Origin of the sequence: Paenibacillus soyae (assembly GCF_024623455.1) — a bacterium.
Classification (GTDB): domain Bacteria; phylum Bacillota; class Bacilli; order Paenibacillales; family Paenibacillaceae; genus Pristimantibacillus; species Pristimantibacillus soyae.
In genome coordinates this window covers 1-20,131 of the sequence record NZ_JANIPJ010000018.1, presented here as the reverse complement: position 1 = coordinate 20,131, position 20,131 = coordinate 1, and the positions used below count along the sequence as shown (strand labels likewise).

The following is a 20,131-nucleotide window of genomic DNA, read 5'->3' as shown; positions in this document are numbered from 1 at the left end:
GTTTAATGCTAGTTACCCAAGCGAAGCTCGATTGAATCCTCTATGGGAACCTGTTTCAACCTGCCGGTATCCGTTTAAGAATGAACAAGCCGGCAACGGCAGAAAGGTGGTGAATCCTATGCTGGGATGGGCACTTATGTTCTTCCTTTTCGCCATCGTGGCAGGCGTATTCGGATTTATGGGTATCGCCTCCGCCATGGCGGGGATAGCCAAGGTCTTGTTCGTCGTCTTCATTATTTTGTTCTTGGCTTCCCTTATTCTCGGAAGAAGGAAAGTCTAGCTTGGAAGGAAACGCTCGAACAGAAACCGGCGTCCGTGAAATGTCGAACTCGGGGCTTCGCCGATGAAACGAAACGGTGAACCGCGAGCTCGATATTTCACAGTAGCGGGGCAAATCAAAAGATAAAATCAGGAGGGATTTAGGATGAGAAACACGGAAATGACAAAAGTTCGTACGGCAATGACGAGTCAAGAGGTGCAAGAGCATGTCAGGCAGTTCCGCAGCGAAGGTTATCCGGAGGATCGCATCTTTGTCCTGACTCATGACAAAACAAGAACGAAGCGAATCGCGGAGAGGACGGACGCCGAAGAGATCGGAGTAACGGAGCAGGGGCTCGGCACGACGATCGCCAACTGGTTCCGCTCTACGGGCGACGAGCTGCGCGCGAAGATGAGATCGCTCGGCATTTCCGAAGCCGAGGCGGAGAGGCTCGAGCGCGAGATGGACCGCGACGCGATCGTCGTGATCGGATGGGGCGGCCGGGAGTATCTGGACGATGATTTCGACCGCGATATCTATTATTATCCGTACATGCCATACGTGACGACCGCCAACCAGCCGCCGTATAAATAATAGGGTTGAATTAGCCTGCCCGCGAGGGTAGGCTATTGCTATGTGTAATAGTTGAACTATCCTTATTGAATTCTAGCAATTTGTCATAGGAGGAGCATCGCTTGAGTATTATAATCGTAGACGACAACGCGACGAACCAGATGATTATAAGAACGATCCTGCACAAAGAAGGCTACGGCGACATACGTATCGCCTCGTCCGCCCGGGAGCTGTACGGCATGCTTCATATCGATTCCGGCTGTCAGGCGGAAGAACCGGTAGATTTGGTTCTGCTAGATATGATGATGCCGGAAATCGACGGGCTGGAAGCTTGCAGACGCATTCTGGCGGATGAACGTTATCGCGACCTGCCGATCATATTCGTCACCGCGGTTGGCGATTCGATAAAGCTGGCGGAGGCGCTGGATGCCGGGGCGATCGACTACGTGATGAAGCCGATCAATAAGCTGGAGCTGCTCGCCCGTATTCGTTCCGCGCTCCGTCTGAAGTACGAGAAGGACTGGCACAAGGAGCGGGACAAGCGGATTCGCTACGAGCTGGAGCTGGCCAAGCAGGTGCAGAGAAGCGTACTCAGCCAGCCGATCCATGACGAGCGCATTCGCGTCGAGGCCGATTACAGGCCTTCATCCGAGCTGGCCGGCGACTATTATGCCTGGTTTCGGATCGATAGGCACCGATACGGCGCGATTCTTCTGGACATGATGGGACACGGCATATCGTCTTCACTCGTCTGCATGTTCATTTCTTCGGTGCTGAAGGATGTGGTCATGCGGATCACGGATCCCGAAGAAGTGATGCAGGAGCTGAATCGCCGAATGGGGCAGCTGTATCGCGAGGCGGAGCTGGTCAATTATTATTTTACCGCCGTCTTCGTGCTCATCGATACGGAAAGCCGGACCGTCCAATACGCGAACGCCGGCCATCCTGCCGGCTTAGCCATCTCGTCAGAGACCTTGACGCCGCTTGAGCCGGGCGGGCCCGCGGTTGGGTTATTTGACCGAATTCAGGTGCGCAAGGGAATTCTGTCATACGAGCCGGGCGCGTCAATCGTCCTGTATACCGACGGCCTGCTGGACGCGATGGGGATGGAGCCGGGCGGACAAGCTCTGGATACGATTGCGCAAGCCATGCGGAGCTTCCCCGATCATTCGCTGGCGGCGCTTGTCGATCAGCTCACGGCGGCGTCCGGCGAAGGCGGCAGACAGCGCGACGATATTTGTCTCGTGCGCATCGACTTAGCTTAAAGGACGGGTGTTTCAAAACCAACATAATGGTTTATAACAGTCATAAGAACCTTGACAGCCGATTACGAGCAGGAGGGTGTTCATTATGAAGCTATTCATGTTAATTGCCATTCTCATAGGAGGCGTCTTCGGTCAAAATGGCGCGGGGTCCGTCGACGGCCAGACAGGAGCAAGCGCGGAGAACGTTACGCTTATTCAGCCGCTCGTCTCCGAGGCTCCGCCCGTCGCGGCCGCCGTACATGTCATTGAAGGGGAGACGGCTTCCGTCGCGGCGCAGGCATCCGTCCAAGTAGGCGGGGCGGTGCCTAACGCGGCATCGATAGACATCGCTGCCGAGACCGGGCCTAATGTGTCTGACGATGCGCAGGTTCAGGATGCCGCGAATGGGAAGGGGACCGAGTCATCGGCCTCGGCTTCAGATGAACGCGTTCTCCTGCTGAAGAGCGTAGGCGGCATCTCGTTATACGATACGCCGGAGAGCGTGGTCGCCAAGCTGGGCGACCCCGAGCGAATTGCGCAAGACGAGCTGCTGTCCGAGCTGAAGCTCTATCATTATCCGTCGCTGACCGTGGCGTTCTACGGGGAGTACGTCCAGTACGTGGACGTGCCGGCGGGGGAGATGATCGTTATCGACGGCAAGGATATTCCGATGACCGAAGCGGGGCTGACCGCCTATTTGGGCTCGCCGGACTACATAGCGGAGGACGGAATCGTATTCCAGCGCGGCGAAGCGCTGCTCAAGCTGTTCATCGACAGCGATACGAAGAAGCCGATATATGCGAGTTACTACCATATCGCGACGGTCTAGGATGGCAGGAATTACAATGGGAGAGAGCGGAGTGAACAGGATGATGAAGAAGATGGAGCCTTTTCGAATCGAGCAGCAAGAAATCGGGAACAGCTACGAGCTGAAATTAATCGGGGAGCTGGATCTGTCGGTCGTTCCGCAGGTGCAGGGCGCGCTCGAGCATGTGCTGAGACGCGAGGATCTGGCGCTCGTCCTGGATCTGGGAGGACTCACTTATATCGATAGCACGGGCATCGGCATTATCGTATCGATTCTGAAGACAAGGGATAGTCTGAACGCGCCGTTCTTCGTGCGCAACATCCCGCCGGCGATCAAGCGATTGTTCGATATGACGGGACTAACGGGGCATTTGAAAGAAGGGACCGAGGCAGAAGCATGAGACCCGTCCGTTTGCAGATACCGGCGGAAGCCGGTTTTATCGATGTTGTTCGCATTTGTCTAACGGGCGTCGCGGCGAAGCGAGGATTCGCTTACGAAGATATTGAAGACATGAAGGTAGCCGTATCGGAGGCCTGCAGCAATGCCGTGCTTCATGGCGGGAGAGAAGCGGGCGGAGAAGCCATCGACATTACCTTCGAGCAGACGGATGAGGGACTGACCGTGCGCATCGTCAATTACGGCCTGTCGTTCGATCATGCGGCAGCCCTGCAGGAGGCATCCCCGATCAAGGGCGAGAGCAAAGGCGACCTGCGCGTAGGCGGATTGGGTATCTATCTAATGGAAGCGCTGATGGATGAGGTGCGGATGTCCTCGGAGGAAGGAAAGACCGAAGTGGTGCTTACCAAATATCTAGGCGTATGAAGAAGAGGAGGCCTTGCCCCATATCGGGACCAAGCCTCCTCTTCTTCGTGCGTCACGCTTTGGCAGAGCCGGACTTGCGGAATATACGGTCCTCCGGCAGGTAGTCCGCGAAATCGGATTTCTGCGGGGAGAGGAACGACTCCTTGCTCCCAAGCGCCAGGAAGCCGCCATGCGACAAGCTGTCCGAGAGCACGCCGTGTACTCTCGCCTGCAGCTTGGCATCGAAATAAATAAGCACGTTGCGGCACAGAATGACGTGAAATTCGTTAAAGGATCCGTCCGTAGCCAAATTATGCTGAGCGAACATCATATGGCGCTTCATCACCGGATGGAAATAAGCATGGGTATGGTCGGTCGAGTAATAGGCGGAAAATTCCTGCGTTCCTCCCGCTTGCAGGTAATTCCGCGTATACGCCTGCATCCGTTTCAGCGGGAACCGTCCTTCCTTGGCCAGGGCGATCGCCTCCGCGCTCATGTCGGTCGCATAGAGGGTCGTCCGCTCCAGAAGTCCTTCCTCCTGCAGGAGAATAGCCATGGAATACACCTCTTCGCCGGTCGCGCAGCCTGCGTGCCAAATTCGAAGCTCCTTCAGCTTCCGGAGCTCGGGCACCACGTTCTCGCGGAACGCGAGGAAGAAGGGGGGATCCCGGAACATCTCCGTCACTTTGATCGAAAAATCCTCCAGCAGCTTCTCCATATATCCTTCCTCGTGAAGAAGCTTCTCCTGAAGCGCCGATACGGTCGGCAGTTTCTCCAGCGTCATGCGGTTGCGAATCCGTCTTCGTAACGACGAGCGCAAATATTTGCGGAAATCGTACCCTCTTACGCGGTAGATCGCCTCCAGCAGCAGGTCGATCTCCAGCTCCTCAGTCGCATCCAGCTGCTCCGCTTCATCGGAGAATTCCAACGAATCGCTGGATAAGCTGGCCTCGAGAGGCCAGGTCATGTCTTTATTCCAGTCGGAGCCGCTCATTCTTGCCCCACCTGCTTCGTGAGCCATACTCTCATAAGAGAGAAGAGCTGCTCCATCTGGATCGGCTTGCTGATATAATCGGATGCTCCAGCGGCGAGACAGCTCTCTTGATCGCTCTTCATCGCTTTGGCGGTCAAGGCAATGATCGGCGTATCCTTCATGATCGGATGCTGGCGCAAGGCTCGCGTCGTCTCGAAGCCGTCCATGACCGGCATCATGATGTCCATGAGCACCAGATCGAAATCGCTCTCCGAAGCGACGATATCCATACATTCTTGGCCGTTGCCCGCGACGGTGACATGCAGGCCTTTCGCCTCGAGTGCCTTCACGACGGCGAATACGTTGCGGGCGTCGTCTTCGACGAGGAGCACCTTCTTGCCGTGCAATAGCGAAACCTCCTCCGGCCGTTCCGGCTTAGCCTGCGGCTGCTCCTTGCCGGCTTCTTCCGCGGATCCGCGGTCGGCTGCCGGAGCGGGGCTCTCCGATGGCTGTGGCAAGGCCATCCCGGCGGCGATCTCCGCCGAAGCGGCAGCTGCCGCTTCCATCGAGGCCTGACGCAGGGCATGCTGCGCATCCGGCAAGCAGATAGGCGCGTACAGGGTGAAGGTGCTGCCTTTATGCAGCTCGCTGTCCAGCGCTATATAGCCTCCGAGCAGCTGGGCGAACTCGCTGCAGATGGAGAGGCCGAGTCCCGTGCCGCCATAGATGCGGTTCGTGTTGCCGTCCACCTGCTGGAACGCCTCGAAGATGAGTCCTTGCTTGTCCTTCGGTATGCCGATCCCGGTATCGATGACCGAGAAGGCCAGCATGTTCTCCGCGCACGCGTCCGGCATGCGGGCGCTTACCGCTGCCGGGTCGGCCCGGTGAAGCTTGAGCGTGACGGAGCCGGTCTCGGTAAATTTGAAGGCGTTGGACAGCAGATTCTTCAATATTTGCTGAAGCCGTTGACCGTCGGTCTGCATGATCGGCGGAAGGTCCTTCTGCAGCTCGATGCGGAAATCCAGCCCTTTCTTCTCCGCGACGGGATCGAAAACCAACTTGAGCAGCTCGGGAATTTCCGCGACGCTTACTTCGTCCATGACAAGCGATATTTTGCCGGCCTCGATCTTGGATAGGTCCAAGATGTCGTCGATCAGCGCAAGCAGATCGTTGCCGGACGAATGGATTACCTTCGCGTATCCCACTTCCTCCTGCGACAGCGACTTGCTGTCGTTCTCGGACAGCATCTGGGACAGGATAAGGATGCTGTTCAGCGGGGTCCGGAGCTCGTGCGACATATTCGCGAGGAAGTTCGTCTTGTACTGCGCGCTCTGCTTCAGCTTCTCGGCGTAATCCTCCAGCTCGGCCTTGGCCTGCTCCAGCTCCTTCGTCTTCTGCTCCGCGTACAGGTTCTGCTCCTCCAGATGCTCGGTCGTCATGCGCATCTCTTCCTGCTGCATCTGCAGCTCCTCGGACTGGGCCTGAAGCTCCTCCGTCTGCGCTTGCAGCTCTTCCGTCATCGCCTGCGATTCCGCGAGCAGACGCTCTACTTCCATTCGTCCCGCCGTGTTGTCGATCGTGACGCCGAAGTGCTCTTCGATTGCCTCGAGCAGCTTCAGATGCTCCGCCTTGAAGGGCTCGATCGAAGCGAACTCCATCACGGCGATCACTTTGCGTTCGAATTCGACGGGCACGATAAGCACGCTGCGAGGCCTCATCTTCATCGTGCCGCTCGCGATGCTGCCGGAATAGTTCTCCGGCTGATTGAGCAGGAACGGCCGATTGTCCTGGGCGCACTGACCGACGAGCCCTTCGCCGAGACGGAAGCTCTCCTTAGAGGTATCGTCTCCGTAAGCGGCGTAGGCGGACAGCTTCTCAAGCCGCAGCTTATCTCCGCTTCCTCTGCGGTAATACAGCACGCCGTAGGAGGCGCCGATGATGGGAGCGACCTTGCTTAAGAAAGAAGAAGCAAGCTCGGTTAAGTTGCTGAGTCCCTGATTCATCGTGGCGACCTCGGCGACGTTCCGCTGCACCCATGATTGCGCCTCTAGGCTGCCAAGCAGCACGTTGGTCGCTTCCGCCAAATCCCGCACTTCGTCGCGCGTACCGACTTTGATCCGTTTCGTTAAATCTCCCTTGGAGTCTGCGATTTCCTTGATCGTAGAGGAAACCTGCGTAATCGTCTTCACGATGGCGCCCGATACGTACGACACGATAAAAAACGAGATGATGGCGACGGCCACCAGCATGCCGATCAGCGTCATGAGCAGCCAGCTGTTACGTTTATCCAAATCCGCGATGTAGGCCTTATTGGACTCGAGATGATTGAGCCGGAGAGTCTCCAGCTGTTCCCTTAGCTGCTCCACGTCTTGTTTGCCCGCATCGTCCGCGAAGAAATCGATGATGGCCTGTGTCTGATTTTCTCTTTTGAGCTCGATGGTCGGCTCTGCGGCGGTCTCGATCCAATGCTCGATCGTCGCCTTGATGCTCTCGAGATCCTTGCTTCTCTCCGGATTCGAGGAGAAGTGCTCGTACAGCAGCTCATAATCCTCTATCCATCCGGCTTTGCTCTGCATATACGGCGTCAGGTAGGATTCATTGCCCGTGAGCAGGTAGCCTCGCTGGCTGGTCTCCATGTTGACGACGCTATATCGGATGGACGTAATTAAGTTGTTGATCTCCATGTCTCTGGCGGTCATCGTCTCGATTTCGTTCTGCAGCACGCTGATTCTTTCGGACACCATGATGATGGCCGCGCCAAGGCAGCAGAGGATGAGGATGTAACCGACGGCGATTTTGTATTTGATGCTGAACCTTCGCGATGTAGTAAACATCGTAACCTCCCTTTTCCCGTGTTCGTCTAGCAAGCTATCTACTCGAATGTCGTAAAACCATTATACCATGCCCGGCGAGTTTGTTCCGAGAGAGAAGGAGAATTAGGAGAATAGTTCCAGTGCGCTCGGCTGTTTCAAGAACGGAGGGAGCGGGTAATACGAATCAAACAGCGATTTACTAGTCGATAGAATAGAGAGGAGATCGGGATAATGAATGTGCTTATCGGAATATGCGTTGTGGTGATTACGTTTGTCGCGGTCGGGTTATATTTCAAAGTGTCGAAAACGCTCCGGCAGGCCGGCACGGCCATGGAGGAAGCGAAGCGCACGATCGGCGAGCTTCGTCTGGAGCTGCAGCAGGTCAGTCGGGACGCCCGCGAGGTCGTTCAGAACACGAACGAAATTACGCTGGATGCCCAGAAGAAGATGAAAGAGCTCGACGCGCTGTTCGGCAGCGTGAGGGAGATCGGCAGCGCCGCGCAAGCGCTGACGGTGTCGGTGAAGGAGGCTGCGGTGGGGGCCGCGCTCAAAGCAAGACAAGGCGGGCAAGCTGCGCGCGAAGCCGGCGCCGGGAAGGTCGGAGCCATAGCCGACGCGATCGCTTCCTCGATTCGCGTATGGAACCGCTTGAGACAGAATTAAGGTATAATTTTCAAAGAAGAGAGAGGATTGTGGACGATGAAAGAAATCCCCGTTGCGTTGTCGATTCCGGCAAAGGCCGAATACTTGGATATGGTGAGAGCCGTTTTGTTCGCCGTCGCGGGCAAAACGGGCTTTTCTTATGAGGAAATAGAAGATATGAAGGTGGCGGTGACGGAAGCCTGCACGAATGCCATTCTCCATGCTTACGGCGAGGCGGAAGAGGGCAGCGTTCATCTTACGTTCTCTCGCTCCGAAGGGGAGCTCTGCATTACGGTCAGAGATGACGGGCGCAGCTACTTGAGAAGAGTGAACGCTCCTTCGACGTCGACCCTGCACGGTCTCGCGATCTCCGAAGCGACGGTCGGCGGGCTCGGCATCTTCATGATGGAAGCTTTAATGGACGAAGTGAAGGTGAAGACGGAGAATGGCACGGAGGTTGTACTCATTAAGCGCATGAGCAGAAACGAGGAGATGGTATGAATGAGAGATCCTCGGAGCTAACTCCGCAGCAGGCGGAAGAGCTGATGGAGCGGTATCGGACCGAGGGCTGCAACGACAGCGCGACGGCTCTGCTCGTTCATTACGAGCCGATCGTTCGCATGGCCGCCGGCAAATTGTCCAGAAGCCGTCCCGATCTGTACGAGGACTTATTCCAGGTCGGGCAGATGTCGATGCTCCGTCTATTCAGACAGTTCGATTCGGACAAAGGCATTCCGTTCGAGGGGTATGCGATGAAGAGCGTTATCGGCCACCTGAAAAATTTTCTTCGCGATAAATCCTGGTACATACAAGTTCCAAGGCGCATGAAAGAGAAGGGACTGCTCGTGCAGAAAACGATCGACGAGCTGACGGCGCAATACGGTCGTTCGCCGAAGATGGAGGAAATCGCGGAACGGCTGGAGCTGTCCGTGGAAGAAACGATCGAGGTATTGACGTCCAGGGAGTCCTATCAATACGTGTCGCTGGATACGCCGCTCTCCGCGGAAGGAGAAGGCGCCGCGACGATCGGCGATATGATCGCCGCCGAGCCCGACGGCATGGAAACGCTGGAGAGCCGCATGGATCTGCGGGAGGCGTTCGGCCGGCTGAAGGAGCAGGAGCAGATCGTGCTGGAGCTCGCTTATTCGCAAGGGCTGCCGCAGCGCGATATCGCGGAGCGGCTCGGCATATCGCAGATGAGCGTCTCGCGTATCCAACGGAGAGCAATCGAACGGCTGAAATCGCTGCTTGCCGACCATGACGGCTGAGTGACGATGCGGCACGGATAGGGAGAAGTCCGCCATTGCGCGGGCTTTTTGCCTTGAGAAAAACGTATAAGTTTGTCTACATCCGATTAGCTCATGCATATGGTAATACGAATAGGATGCCCGCGAGGGGACTGCGGACATGAAAAAAGAAGCGCTAGCACAGCGCTTCTTTCGCGTAGTGGAATGATTATTGGGCCGGATCGGGCACTTGGCCTTTGCTTCGCAGCTCGGAATGGGTCGGCATCTCGTCCATTTCCTTGCCGAGCTTCTTCAGATCGCGCTCGGTCGGCGCCATGGAGTTGATATCCGATTTCACGGACTGATACGCGTCGGCCGCGTCTTCCTGCAGCTTGCTGCCTGTCTCCTTCGTCTGCTCGCTCACGTTGTCGGCCAGCTCCTTGGCATGAGTTCCTACTGCAGCGGCCAGCTCCTTCGCGTGCGTGCCGATCGTGCCCGCCATTTCCTTGGCCCGGCTACCGATCGTCTGCAGCTGGTTACAAATATCGGAGCGGAGCTGACCGCCCGCTTTTGGCGCGAACAGCAGCGCGGTAACGGCGCCGACGGCACCTCCTATGACGGCTCCCATGACAACTCCCGAGTTTGAGTTTTCTTTTGGCATCGCTCATCTCTCCTTTATTATTCGATTTGCGTAAGGCTTGTCGCCTCTTATAGAGGTATTACACCGATGGGGCGAGTTTCAAACAGGGAATTTGTGGTTTAAGCGATGGAAGTGAAGCCATAGCGGCAGCGGCAACGTATGAGTCTATACATGAATCTTAAGGAGGGGACTGTATGGCATTGGCGAATTGGAGAATGGCGGAGGATGCGATCGGCCGCATACAGGTGGAAGGCAACGACCGCAACGAGGAAGTCAGCCTGTCGGGATACGCCGAGGGTCTTCACTGCGTCGGACTGGGCACGGACGCCGCCGTGTTCGTCCATGATGCGGTGCCGGACGTCGCCTACAAAATCTATACGGACCAAGCGCTCTTCAAGAAGGAACGGGAGCGGGACGTCTATAAGCGTCTGGAGGGCATTCCTTATTTCCCCGTTTTCTACGGGGAGGGACGGAACTTCTTGGCCATCGGCTACGAGCCCGGGCCGACGCTTCTCGATTGTCTCATTCAGGGCATCCCCGTTCCCCCGCAAGTGATCCAAGATGTTGAAGAAGCGCGAAGACTGGCCAGAGAGCGCGGACTTAATCCGCGAGACATTCATCTGAAGAACGTGATCGTGCAGAACGGAAGGGCGAAGGTGCTCGACGTCTCCGAATACGTCATGGAGGGCGACGATCACCGCTGGGATCATCTGATGTGGGCTTACTCGATCTTCTATCCGAGCATCGAGGGCAAGAAGATCCCGGTGTGGCTGCTGGATTTCATCAAGAGAGGCTACAGGAAGCTGGACGAGGCGAACATTGACTTGGAAGAATTCGGTCAGAAGATCAGCGTCTTGTTCTCGAAGTTCATGAAGCCATAGGAGGGCGCTGCCGGCGCTCTCTTTTTTGTTGCTTATACCAACAGGTATGGAATCATGCATACGTACATTATTTTTTCTCGATTGAAACTCTTTTTTCTTAAAATGATGCGATTCTGCATCATCTTTCGGGTTAGAAGCGCTTTGGGCATCATTTGGTTAGAAAATCCTGCACTTTTGCATCAATAACGGTTTATGAGCAATAACGTTTGAGGTTGCTGTAGATTTGCATGATTTTGTTACCGTACGGAGGGGGAAAGGCAGAAATACGCTCCATTAGAACGGCAAACAACCATCCTCTTCGCTTCGCGGGAAGCGAGAGGATGGTTGTTTGCTGTTCTCTTATAATCGGAGTAACACGATTCGAACGTGCGACCTCACCCACCCCAAGGGTGCGCGCTACCAGGCTGCGCCATACCCCGACAGCTAAAAATAAAGCGGTTACCAATTATTATAATAAGCGATTCGGCAGTTGTAAAGAGAGTCGGAAGGCACGCTGCCAGCTTGCCGGCGGCTCAGGTTTCGTAGACGATTTGTCCCGTCATCGAAGGATCGTTATAATCTATTTAATTATAATAAAGATTAAATAAATATAGTTAGTTGAGAGAGTGGAGGGATGAGCATGAAGCGTGCGTTATGGGGGCTGCCGCTCGCGGCTGCCGTTGCCGTCGTCCTAGGCGCCTGCGGGGCGGGTGACCGTGCGGGCGCCGGACCGGCGGAGAAGACCGAGCTTACCGTATCGGCGGCGGCCAGCTTGACGGAAGCGTTAAACGAGCTGAAGGCTTCGTACGAAGCGGCAAATCAAGAGGTCACGCTGTCATTCAACTTCGGGGCGTCCGGCGCCCTGCAGCAGCAGATTGAGCAGGGGGCTCCCGCGGATCTTTTTATTTCCGCAGCCTCGAAAAACATGAACGCGCTCATCGATAATGGCTTTGTTGAGGAAGAGCAGACGAAGGATTTGCTGTCGAATTCGTTGGTGGTCGTGACTCCGAAGAACGGGGGACTTCCATTGAAGGACGTGCAGGAGCTTCTGCGCGAGGATGTGGCGAAGCTCGCAGTCGGCATCCCCGAGAGCGTACCGGCGGGAGCGTACGCCGTAGAGGCTTTGAAGGGAGCGGGAATATGGGACTCGCTTCAGGCGAAAACGGTTCAAGCCAAAGACGTGAAGCAAGTGTTACAATACGTGGAGACAGGCAACGTGGACGCCGGCTTTGTATACAAGACGGACGCGATGTCCTCCGATGCCGCGGCGATCGCCTTCGAGGTCGATCCCGGGACCTACTCTCCCATCCTGTATCCCGTCGGCATTGTGAAGGATACGGATGAACCGAATGAAACGAGGAAGCTTTATGAATATCTTCAGTCCGAGGAAGCGATGGCCGTCTTCCAAAAATACGGGTTCAGCGAACCAAAGTAGGCGAATTCCATGCTAGGTGAAGCCTTCTGGCCGCCCGTCATACTGTCGCTGCAGGTCGCGTTCCTGGCGAGCTTGATCGCTGCCGTGGCAGGCATCGCGGCGGCGCGCTGGATGTCGCGGCGGTCCTTCCGAGGGAAGACGCTGCTCGAGACGGCGTTTATGCTGCCGCTGGTGCTGCCACCGACCGTCGTCGGCTTTCTGCTGCTTGTCGCTCTAGGCAGGCGAAGCTGGCTTGGGCAGCTCGCGGAGTGGGCGTTCTCCGCACCCGTGCTGTTCTCGCCGTGGGCGGCCGTCATCGCGTCGGTCGTCGTAGCGTTCCCTCTTGTCTATCAGACGATGAAGGTCGGCTTCGACGGGGTAGACCGGGAGCTCGAGGAGTCGGCAAGGTCCGCGGGCGCCGGCGAGTGGGACGTATTCCGCTATATCGCGCTGCCTCTGGCCTTCCGCGCCGCTATGACCGCCTATATTCTCGGCTTTGCCCGCAGCCTGGGCGAGTTCGGCGCGACGCTTATGATCGCGGGCAACATCCCGGGCCGCACGCAGACGATTCCGACCGCGATCTACGTCGCGGTGGATGCCGGCAACATGACCATGGCCTGGTCGTGGACGGTCGGCATGGTCGTCATTTCGTTCGTGCTGCTGCTGGCGACAGGCGGGCTGCGGCGGCGGAGGTAGGCTCGCATGATAGGTCGATGAAGTCGACCTATACTCCCATGGAACCGTTTAGAGCGGCGAGGACTGGACAGTGTTTTAAATTTCGGGAATTTAAGGAAAGCTTTAGCAACTTTTACTGTCCGCACCCGTCTAGTTAGACGGAGGAGAGGATCGAGATGAGAGTGAAAAGCATCGGAATATTCATAGCCGTGGTTGTTGTGATCCTTGCAGCAGGAGTTGGTTCGGTACAGCTGCTGAAGTCGGCGGGGATTTGGAATCTGATGCAGCCGTTCACGGTGACCGTGAAGAACGAAACGGATAAGGATATCGTGATTATCGAGGCTGGGCTGGTCCAAGGAGAGTCGAAGGTTGCTTTGAACCGTACGGTCCGAAGCGGCAAGACATACAAGTTCAAGCCCGACTTGAACGTCCAAGGGGAGAACGGCGTCTATATGACGCATACCAATGCGGATGGAGAGACGGTTCAGACCAGCGTCTGCGGGTATACGGAATCGTTGTCGGGAAGCGCCAAAGTCACCGTGGGCGACCGAGTAGAAGTAGAGCAGGACTGCTACTAATGCTAAGGAGGGCTCCTATGCTCATTTATAATTTGCTTGGCATTATTATCGCTCTGCTATTGCGCATTAATTACAAGCTGAATGGCATGCCGAGGCGCGACCCGGTTCAAGAGGCCGTCGAACGTTACAAAGAGGAGATGCGCCGCGGCGAGGAGAACAATACTCTTTAGGGGTAGGCCACAAAACTAAGCCTATGCTTCCGAAGCGGTTTTGTTCCACTGCGTTACACAAAACTTGAGGAGGAACTGTAATGGGAAAAGTAAGTATACGATTCGACCGGTTTCCGGGAGGCCGCAGCAAGGCGGTCGTGCTTAGCTTCGACGACGGCCGAGATCAGGACCGGAGGCTGGTGCAGGCATTTAACCGGTATGGGCTGAGAGGAACCTTTCACTTGAATTCGGGCAACCTGGGCAAGGAAGGATACGTCGGTGTGGAGGAAACGGCGGACTTGTACCGCGGCCACGAGATTTCGGCCCATACGGTCACGCATCCGTTCCTGGAGCAATCGCCGGCCGATCAGATCGCGGAGGAAATCCTGTCGGACCGCGCTAACTTGGAAGCGATTGCGGGTTATCCCGTCCGCGGCATGAGCTATCCGTTCGGCACGTACAACGACAGCGTCGTTCGCGCGCTCCCGGCGCTCGGCATCGAATATGCCCGTACCGTTCAGAGCCACGGCAGCTTCCATATGCCGGAGGACCTGCTTAGATGGCATCCGACGTGCCACCACAAGGACATGGTCGCGAAGGCGGAGCAACTGCTGGCGTCCAAGCAGCGGTTTGGCCGGATGGAGCTCTTGTTTATTTGGGGGCACAGCTACGAATTCGATCATGACGATAACTGGGAGCTGGTAGATAAGACGGGCGAATTGCTCGGCGGCGAGGAGTCGGTGTGGAAGGCGTCGATGATGGATATCGTGTCCTATCAAAATGCGCTCCAATCGCTCCGGTTCTCGGTTGATCGAAGCATCGTGTATAATCCGGGCGCACTGGATGTTTGGTTCACTGCAGACGGCGAAGCCGTGAAGATCGGGGCCGGCGAAACGAAGAAGCTCCGATAGTTCGCTATAATATTCTAAAAATAACAAAAATTCTGAAAATTTAGCCGAATTATGAAACCATTCTAATTATTAATGCGTTTAAAGGATGGAAGTCCATTACAAAACGCGAAGGGAATGGTCTACATGGCAAAAATTCAACATTTCTCGAAAGTGTCTTTGAACGTGCTGCTCGCGGTCGTGTTACTGATGGTGCCTCAGCTTGCCGCTGCTGCCGGCGAACAGACGGCAGCGAAGACGGCGCCTCCACCGCTAGAGATGAAGCCGATGGCCTCTTACACCGGATATACCTATTTGAAATCATCGTCGATTAACGTTCAATCAAATGCGAATCAATCCATCACGATATTGGCTACGACGGATGCCCATGCGGCCGTGCAGGAGGTAGGGGTAACCATCCAGCTGCAAGAGTGGACAGGCTCCTCGTGGATTAACCTGGTTCCGATAGCGAATAACGTTGAATATGGCGCGGACTACGCGTCGGGCACCTTGACCCGGTCGTCGAAAGCCGGTTACTACTATAGGGCGAAGGTGACCCACTACGCGAAGCAAGGAACGACGACGGAATCGGTCGTTGAATATTCGGCATCGTTCCTGGCCAAATGATGAAATGCACAGCAAGACGGAGCCGCATCAATACGGCTCCGTCTTGTTTGCTTTAATCCTTAATCGTCATCTCATTCGCGATTCTTACGATCGTTTCTTCGTCGACGGGTCCGCCGATTTTCACGTAAATGTCGTTCCTCATATACTCCAGGCTGGACCACCCGTCATCCCCGAGGTACAGAAAAGCTTCTGCGCCATGCACGGTTAATTGCTTCCTGACGACGCCTTCCGTGCTTCCGCCGGATGAGATAATGGCTCCCGGCGGAAGCTTCACCACTTCGATGCTTAGGATCATGCCGTCGTCTCGCGTATAGGCATAACGAACAAGGTTATATTTGTACTGATCGGGCAGCGTCTTCATTGTCCTTATATGAGTTAATACAAATTCTTCCGGAATATACGGTATCGACGGCTTTTCGAACTCCAGATCGGGCAGCTCCGAGGGATCGGTCACACTCAATTTATTACTTGTACCTCCGGACGCCGCGGGAGCGCCGGATGTGCCGCCTTGGTAATCCGGAGGAGGCAAGGTCTTCGGCACGACGTCGGACGGCTGCTGCGAACCGAACACGATCTTGTTCACGCCTTCGACCACAGTATTGTAGGCTCTGAAGAATGGTTTGAATGCATCGGTTGCCGTCGGCGTACCGAAAATAAGTGCGCCCAGCAAGAAGGAGGCGGCGACGTAGGGCAGCGTGCGCAGCTGTTTTCTTCTTCTGTTCCGTCTGTTGATCTGCTTCTGCACCCGTTCCCACGACGCGCTTGCATCGGGAACGAAATTGTGATCCTTGACGCTTTCTTCAAACGCATGGTCAAACCACTCGTCGAACTCCTCCTTATTCATTCTTCTCACCCCATTTCTTTCGGAACATTTTTTTCATCGCTTCTCTTGCCCGGAACAGCTTGTATTTCACGCGTTCTTCGGTCGTCTCCAGCTCCGCGGCGATCTCCCGGTAGCTCATGTCCTTCTTCCATCTGAGCTCGATAAGCGCGCGGTATTCCGGTCTAAGCTCGTTCAAGCACTCGCCGATCGTCTCCTTCATGATCGTGAGCTCGACTTCCTTCTCCAGGGAAGCTGCCTCGGTGGAGAAATCCATGCTTTCATTTATATAAACACTGTCTGCATCGATGTCGTTGCGGCTTTTTTTCGTTTTTCGAAAATAATTATATACCATGTTCTTGACAACAACCTTCATCCAGCTTCTGAGCTGGGCCTCATTGTCCGCGCGCGGCACGCTTTGGATGATTTTGATAAAAGAGTTCTGGATAATATCTTCCGTTGCGGCATGTTCCTTCACCATATAAATAATTGGGGAATAAGCGAATTGGTAGAATTCCTGGTAGATCTCCTTCTGAAGCTGCGGCGCTAGCGCGCGATAATCCGCGCTGGACAAGAGGAAGAGCTTGCTCTGCATTGTGCGGCCCCCCTGCTTGATGTGGAATTTAATTTCCATCTATCTTCTTCCGTCATTATACCTGAACTCTAGGTATTCTGGTCGAAAAATTTGTTCGACAAATTCTGCTACTAGCAGACGGGTTCGCGTGTTTATATAATAGAAGGATTTGCCGTTTAACAATCATCGGAGGTGAGCCATGAAAAGGTGGGTGACATTGCTGCTGCTGTTATTGTTCGTCTCGATCCCCATCGTCATCGAAAGCGACCAAGGCAGCCTGATTAGAGAAATGTCGGCGCGCGAGGAAGGCTTCTACAGCATATATGTCTTCTGGAATGAACAAGATGCCGCGGATTCGCTCCTTGGCCATTTCTTGCTGCGCGCTATCCATAATGAGCAGGCCCGTCAGGCCTTGAAGATTAGCAGCGTAAAATATATTCAGCTGGACCGGTCCGCTAGAGGGGATCGCTACTTCCATCGTCTGGGCATCCGGAAGACGCCCGCTTATGTGGTGCTGGACCATCGCAGAGTCGTGCTGGAGACGACGGACGCGGAGAAGGTTCCGGCGTTCCTGCAGCAAAGGGTCGACTATGGTCAGTGGACAGCGGATGTACGCAAATAGGAGTCTGTGCAGAAGCGCTGCATGGGCTTCTTTTTTTGTTAGGGGCTGGCATGAAGTGGATCCTGACTCATGAGGAAAATCCCGAGAACGATATGATATAATGGCGTCACTGCTTGTTAGAACGGAAGGGATTTTGAAGATGGGGAAGCTGGAACAGTTTTTGGAGCGGAAACGAGCGGAGCTTGGCGTCAGGCTGAATGACGTGCAGAAGCAGGCCGTAGGGCAGACGGAAGGGCCGCTCTTGCTGCTCGCGTCGCCGGGCTCGGGCAAAACGACCACGATCATTATGCGAATCGGCTATCTCGTCGAAGAGCTTGGCGCGGATCCGGCCCGGATTAAAGCGGTCACGTTCAGCAGAGCCTCGGCGCGGGATATGAAGGAGCGGTTCGCGAAATTTTTCCCGCGGCTCGCGCCCGTCGACTTCTCGACGATACATAGTCTCGCTTTCGAAGCGGTTCGGGGGCAGCTGTGGAAGAGCGGCCAGCCTTACGAGATTATCGAAGGGGCGGTCGAGACGGAGGAGCAGGAAGACGAGGCTGCTTCGGGGAGCGGTGCCGGTGCGGGTGTCAGCTATGGCGCGAAGGGAAGGCCGCTGCCGCTGCATAAGAAGATCATCCTGCGGGAGTTGTATAAGGAAATCATCGGCGAGAACGCCACGGATGACGCGATGGAGGAGCTGACGACGTACATCAGCTACGTGAAGAACAAGCTGCTCCAGCCGTACGAATGGGAAGGCGTGAAGACCGACGTGCCCCAGGCGGCCAAAATCATGGAAGCCTACGAGCGGTTTAAGCGGACGGGTACGGACAAGCTGCTGCTCGACTTCGACGATATGCTGACGCTGGCGAACGAGCTGCTGGAGAAGGATGCGGCCTTGCTTCGCAAGTACCAGCGCCGCTACGATTACGTCCTTACCGACGAGAGCCAGGACACCTCGCTCGTGCAGCATGCGATTATCGAGAAGCTGGCGAAGGGGCACCGCAACCTGTGCGTCGTCGCGGACGACGACCAGTCCATTTACAGCTGGCGGGGAGCGGAGCCAAGTTATCTGCTGAGATTCAAGGACGTGTACCCGGAAGCCGTGACGCTGTTCATGGAGCAGAATTACCGGTCCTCGCGGGAGATCGTGTCGACGTCGAATAAGTTCATTAAGCGGAATAAGGAACGTTACGAGAAGAATATGTTCACGGAGAACGCTTCGGCCGGTCCGATCGTCTTCAAGAGGCTGAACGACTACCGCGAGCAGGCGAAGCTCGTGGCGCGCGAGGCGGCGAAGGCGGACAAGCTGTCGGAGGTGGCGGTGCTGTACCGGAACAATTCATCGTCCATCACGCTGATGAACGAATTCGACCGGGCGGGCATTCCCTTCTATATGAAGGACGCGGACAACCGTTTTTTCTCCCATTGGGTGATCGAGGACGTCCTGAACTTCATGAGGATGACGTACACGGACAAACGCGCCGATATTCTGGAGAGCATTCATCTGAAAATGGCGGGCTACATCAGCAAGCATCAGATGGCGGTGCTGAAGTCGATCGACAATGGCGAGTCGGTGTTTGATAATCTGCAGAGGTTCGTGCAATTGCAAGACTACCAGGTGAAACTGCTGAGGGAGGCGCAGGAGACGTTCCGCGAGATGGGCGGCATGCCTCCGCGCCAGGCCATTCGCGTCATCCGCACGCGTCTTGGCTACGAGAAGGCGCTGGAGAAGATGTGCGAACGGCTGGGGTTCCGCAAGGATTATTTGATCGGGATCTTGAACACGCTCGAGGATATCGCGGAAGGGCTGGAGACGATGGCCGACTTCGCGGCACGGCTCAAGTATCTGGAGACGGTGCTAAAGGGCGCGAAGTCTCGCAAGGGGCAGAACGCTGTCACCTTCTCGACCTTCCACAGCTCGAAGGGGCTTGAGTTCGACGACGTCTTCATGGTCGACCTGATCGAAGGCGTCATCCCCGCCAAGGAAGAAGACAAGCGGGGAGCGGACGGCTCCATGCCGCTCATGGAAGAGGCGGTGCGGCTGTTCTACGTCGGCATGACGCGCGCCCGGAAGAAGCTGACTCTGATTACGTACGGCCAGCGCGACGGTGAGGAGACGGCGGAATCGTCGTTCATGACCGCCGTGCGGGATATCGCGGAGCCCGAGTGGCGGGAGGCGCAGGGGGCAGCTGCTTCCGGTACGGGACGGCAGCGGTTCGAGATGCAGTTCGGGGAGGAGCGGCGCCCTACGGGCGGAGGCACCGGCGGTACGAGGTTCAAGTCGAGCCGCGCCAGCAGCGCGGCCGCGGCCGCCGCATCCTCCGCGTCCTCCGTGAAGCGGGAGGCGAACCCGAATGCCGTACGGAAGCGGGAGGAGCTGGAGGAAGGGTTGTCGGTTCGTCACCGCGTCTTCGGACCCGGCCTCATCGAAGCGTTGGACGGCGAGCGGATCACGATTCGCTTCGGACCGGAGAACGCGAAGTCGCTGTCGGTGGCGATGTGTCTGGAGATGGGGCTGCTGGAGCTGGTGTAAGGGTAAGAGATGTTGCGGTAATTGGAACTAAATGGAATGAACCTCCGTATGGAATGCGGAGGTTATTTTATTGTACAGGAAATGATGCGTCGTTATAGAAGCGTGGATAGGTAGGGCGAATTCATGTCAAATAAGCGTCGGCTTTCCTGAGAATAGCGGCATTTTGGGAGCTATTTTCTTGTACGGAGACGTCTGGCGGGGAATAGCGGCAATTATACCGTTAATTTGGATATCAGATGGCCGAATGGGCAATTTGAAACAGTAATAACGGTAAAATCGCCGCTATTTAAGGAAAAAGGGGAAGTTAGCGGTAGCGTCAAGAAGTTTGTGTAAGCTTGTAGAATATCCATCTGGGATGGATCAATGAGGTGCCAGGCGGGGGAGGAGGCCTCCTCCCCCGCCTGGCCACCTGCCACCTTTTTTTGTTAGATTTC

Annotated in this window: 23 protein-coding genes and 1 tRNA gene; 18 read left to right on the top strand and 6 right to left on the bottom strand. The window is 55.8% G+C overall.

What is annotated here, in order from left to right:
* Positions 1–118 precede the first annotated feature (118 nt).
* From NQZ67_RS21975 to NQZ67_RS21950, 6 genes are all read left to right on the top strand, one after another.
* Entirely contained in the window at positions 119–280 is a 162-nt protein-coding gene (locus tag NQZ67_RS21975; RefSeq protein WP_257450126.1) for a DUF1328 domain-containing protein, read from the top strand.
* A gap of 144 nt (positions 281–424) precedes the next feature.
* On the top strand, positions 425–853 hold the full coding sequence (locus tag NQZ67_RS21970) for a YflT domain-containing protein (protein ID WP_257450124.1): 429 nt from the start codon (positions 425–427) through the stop codon (positions 851–853).
* 101 nt (positions 854–954) lie between these two features.
* Positions 955–2,097: a SpoIIE family protein phosphatase gene (locus NQZ67_RS21965; protein ID WP_257450122.1), complete on the top strand. Its 1,143-nt coding sequence runs from the start codon at positions 955–957 to the stop codon at positions 2,095–2,097.
* An 85-nt stretch (positions 2,098–2,182) separates the two neighbouring features.
* Positions 2,183–2,905 (top strand): hypothetical protein, encoded by a 723-nt coding sequence (locus tag NQZ67_RS21960; RefSeq protein ID WP_257450120.1) that lies wholly within the window; start codon positions 2,183–2,185, stop codon positions 2,903–2,905.
* 40 nt (positions 2,906–2,945) lie between these two features.
* Positions 2,946–3,284: an STAS domain-containing protein gene (locus NQZ67_RS21955; RefSeq protein ID WP_257450351.1), complete on the top strand. Its 339-nt coding sequence runs from the start codon at positions 2,946–2,948 to the stop codon at positions 3,282–3,284.
* The gene (locus NQZ67_RS21950) at positions 3,281–3,706 is read left to right on the top strand and encodes an ATP-binding protein (protein ID WP_257450118.1); all 426 of its coding nucleotides are present in this window, start codon (positions 3,281–3,283) and stop codon (positions 3,704–3,706) included. Before NQZ67_RS21955 ends, NQZ67_RS21950 begins: the two co-directional genes overlap by 4 nt.
* A 52-nt stretch (positions 3,707–3,758) precedes the next feature.
* Here the strand turns inward: NQZ67_RS21950 and NQZ67_RS21945 are convergent, their stop codons facing one another.
* Both NQZ67_RS21945 and NQZ67_RS21940 read right to left on the bottom strand, forming a co-directional pair.
* Positions 3,759–4,652: a CheR family methyltransferase gene (locus tag NQZ67_RS21945; RefSeq protein ID WP_371825344.1), complete on the bottom strand. Its 894-nt coding sequence runs from the start codon at positions 4,650–4,652 to the stop codon at positions 3,759–3,761.
* A 23-nt stretch (positions 4,653–4,675) separates the two neighbouring features.
* On the bottom strand, positions 4,676–7,492 hold the full coding sequence (locus NQZ67_RS21940; protein WP_257450113.1) for a response regulator: 2,817 nt from the start codon (positions 7,490–7,492) through the stop codon (positions 4,676–4,678).
* Between the two features lie 210 nt (positions 7,493–7,702).
* Between NQZ67_RS21940 and NQZ67_RS21935 the strand changes: the two genes are divergently transcribed.
* The 3 genes from NQZ67_RS21935 to NQZ67_RS21925 are packed head-to-tail and all read left to right on the top strand — an operon-like array spanning position 7,703 to position 9,381.
* The gene (locus NQZ67_RS21935) at positions 7,703–8,134 is read left to right on the top strand and encodes a DUF948 domain-containing protein (RefSeq protein ID WP_257450110.1); all 432 of its coding nucleotides are present in this window, start codon (positions 7,703–7,705) and stop codon (positions 8,132–8,134) included.
* Positions 8,135–8,170: 36 nt separating this feature from the next.
* Positions 8,171–8,614, top strand: coding sequence for an ATP-binding protein (locus NQZ67_RS21930; protein WP_257450108.1), 444 nt, complete (start codon positions 8,171–8,173; stop codon positions 8,612–8,614).
* Positions 8,611–9,381: a sigma-70 family RNA polymerase sigma factor gene (locus NQZ67_RS21925; protein WP_257450105.1), complete on the top strand. Its 771-nt coding sequence runs from the start codon at positions 8,611–8,613 to the stop codon at positions 9,379–9,381. The genes NQZ67_RS21930 and NQZ67_RS21925 overlap by 4 nt, the downstream gene beginning before the upstream one ends.
* 187 nt (positions 9,382–9,568) lie before the next feature.
* Here NQZ67_RS21925 and NQZ67_RS21920 read toward each other — a convergent pair whose 3' ends face one another.
* Positions 9,569–10,000, bottom strand: a complete 432-nt coding sequence (locus NQZ67_RS21920; RefSeq protein WP_257450103.1) for a YtxH domain-containing protein — start codon at positions 9,998–10,000, stop codon at positions 9,569–9,571.
* A gap of 173 nt (positions 10,001–10,173) precedes the next feature.
* Between NQZ67_RS21920 and NQZ67_RS21915 the strand changes: the two genes are divergently transcribed.
* Entirely contained in the window at positions 10,174–10,860 is a 687-nt protein-coding gene (locus NQZ67_RS21915) for a serine/threonine protein kinase (protein WP_257450099.1), read from the top strand.
* Between the two features lie 345 nt (positions 10,861–11,205).
* Here NQZ67_RS21915 and NQZ67_RS21910 read toward each other — a convergent pair.
* Positions 11,206–11,279: transfer RNA gene (locus tag NQZ67_RS21910), tRNA-Pro, on the bottom strand.
* 200 nt (positions 11,280–11,479) lie between these two features.
* Between NQZ67_RS21910 and modA the strand changes: the two genes are divergently transcribed.
* The 6 genes from modA (at position 11,480) to NQZ67_RS21880 (ending at position 15,169) form a co-directional block, all read left to right on the top strand.
* On the top strand, positions 11,480–12,274 hold the full coding sequence (modA, locus tag NQZ67_RS21905) for a molybdate ABC transporter substrate-binding protein (RefSeq protein ID WP_257450096.1): 795 nt from the start codon (positions 11,480–11,482) through the stop codon (positions 12,272–12,274).
* 9 nt (positions 12,275–12,283) lie between these two features.
* Entirely contained in the window at positions 12,284–12,949 is a 666-nt protein-coding gene (gene modB, locus NQZ67_RS21900) for a molybdate ABC transporter permease subunit (protein WP_257450093.1), read from the top strand.
* Between the two features lie 155 nt (positions 12,950–13,104).
* Positions 13,105–13,506, top strand: coding sequence for a hypothetical protein (locus tag NQZ67_RS21895; RefSeq protein ID WP_257450091.1), 402 nt, complete (start codon positions 13,105–13,107; stop codon positions 13,504–13,506).
* Positions 13,507–13,523: 17 nt separating this feature from the next.
* Complete coding sequence (locus NQZ67_RS21890; protein ID WP_257450089.1) at positions 13,524–13,676, top strand: hypothetical protein; 153 nt, start codon at positions 13,524–13,526, stop codon at positions 13,674–13,676.
* Between the two features lie 80 nt (positions 13,677–13,756).
* A complete protein-coding gene (locus NQZ67_RS21885) occupies positions 13,757–14,566 on the top strand; it encodes a polysaccharide deacetylase family protein (protein ID WP_257450087.1) in 810 nt (269 codons plus the stop codon).
* A gap of 123 nt (positions 14,567–14,689) precedes the next feature.
* Positions 14,690–15,169 carry a hypothetical protein gene (locus NQZ67_RS21880; RefSeq protein ID WP_257450085.1) on the top strand — a complete coding sequence of 160 codons (480 nt, stop codon included), beginning with the start codon at positions 14,690–14,692 and terminating at the stop codon, positions 15,167–15,169.
* A 52-nt stretch (positions 15,170–15,221) separates the two neighbouring features.
* Here NQZ67_RS21880 and NQZ67_RS21875 read toward each other — a convergent pair whose 3' ends face one another.
* Together NQZ67_RS21875 and NQZ67_RS21870 are read right to left on the bottom strand one after the other, a co-directional pair.
* Positions 15,222–16,013, bottom strand: coding sequence for a DUF4367 domain-containing protein (locus NQZ67_RS21875; protein ID WP_257450083.1), 792 nt, complete (start codon positions 16,011–16,013; stop codon positions 15,222–15,224).
* Positions 16,006–16,584: an RNA polymerase sigma factor gene (locus tag NQZ67_RS21870; protein ID WP_257450081.1), complete on the bottom strand. Its 579-nt coding sequence runs from the start codon at positions 16,582–16,584 to the stop codon at positions 16,006–16,008. Before NQZ67_RS21870 ends, NQZ67_RS21875 begins: the two co-directional genes overlap by 8 nt.
* A 178-nt stretch (positions 16,585–16,762) precedes the next feature.
* On the opposite strand from NQZ67_RS21870, the gene NQZ67_RS21865 reads away from it, so the two are divergent.
* Both NQZ67_RS21865 and NQZ67_RS21860 read left to right on the top strand, forming a co-directional pair.
* Entirely contained in the window at positions 16,763–17,185 is a 423-nt protein-coding gene (locus tag NQZ67_RS21865) for a hypothetical protein (RefSeq protein ID WP_257450079.1), read from the top strand.
* A 139-nt stretch (positions 17,186–17,324) separates the two neighbouring features.
* Positions 17,325–19,697, top strand: a complete 2,373-nt coding sequence (locus NQZ67_RS21860; RefSeq protein ID WP_257450077.1) for an ATP-dependent helicase — start codon at positions 17,325–17,327, stop codon at positions 19,695–19,697.
* The last annotated feature ends 434 nt before the right edge of the window (positions 19,698–20,131 follow it).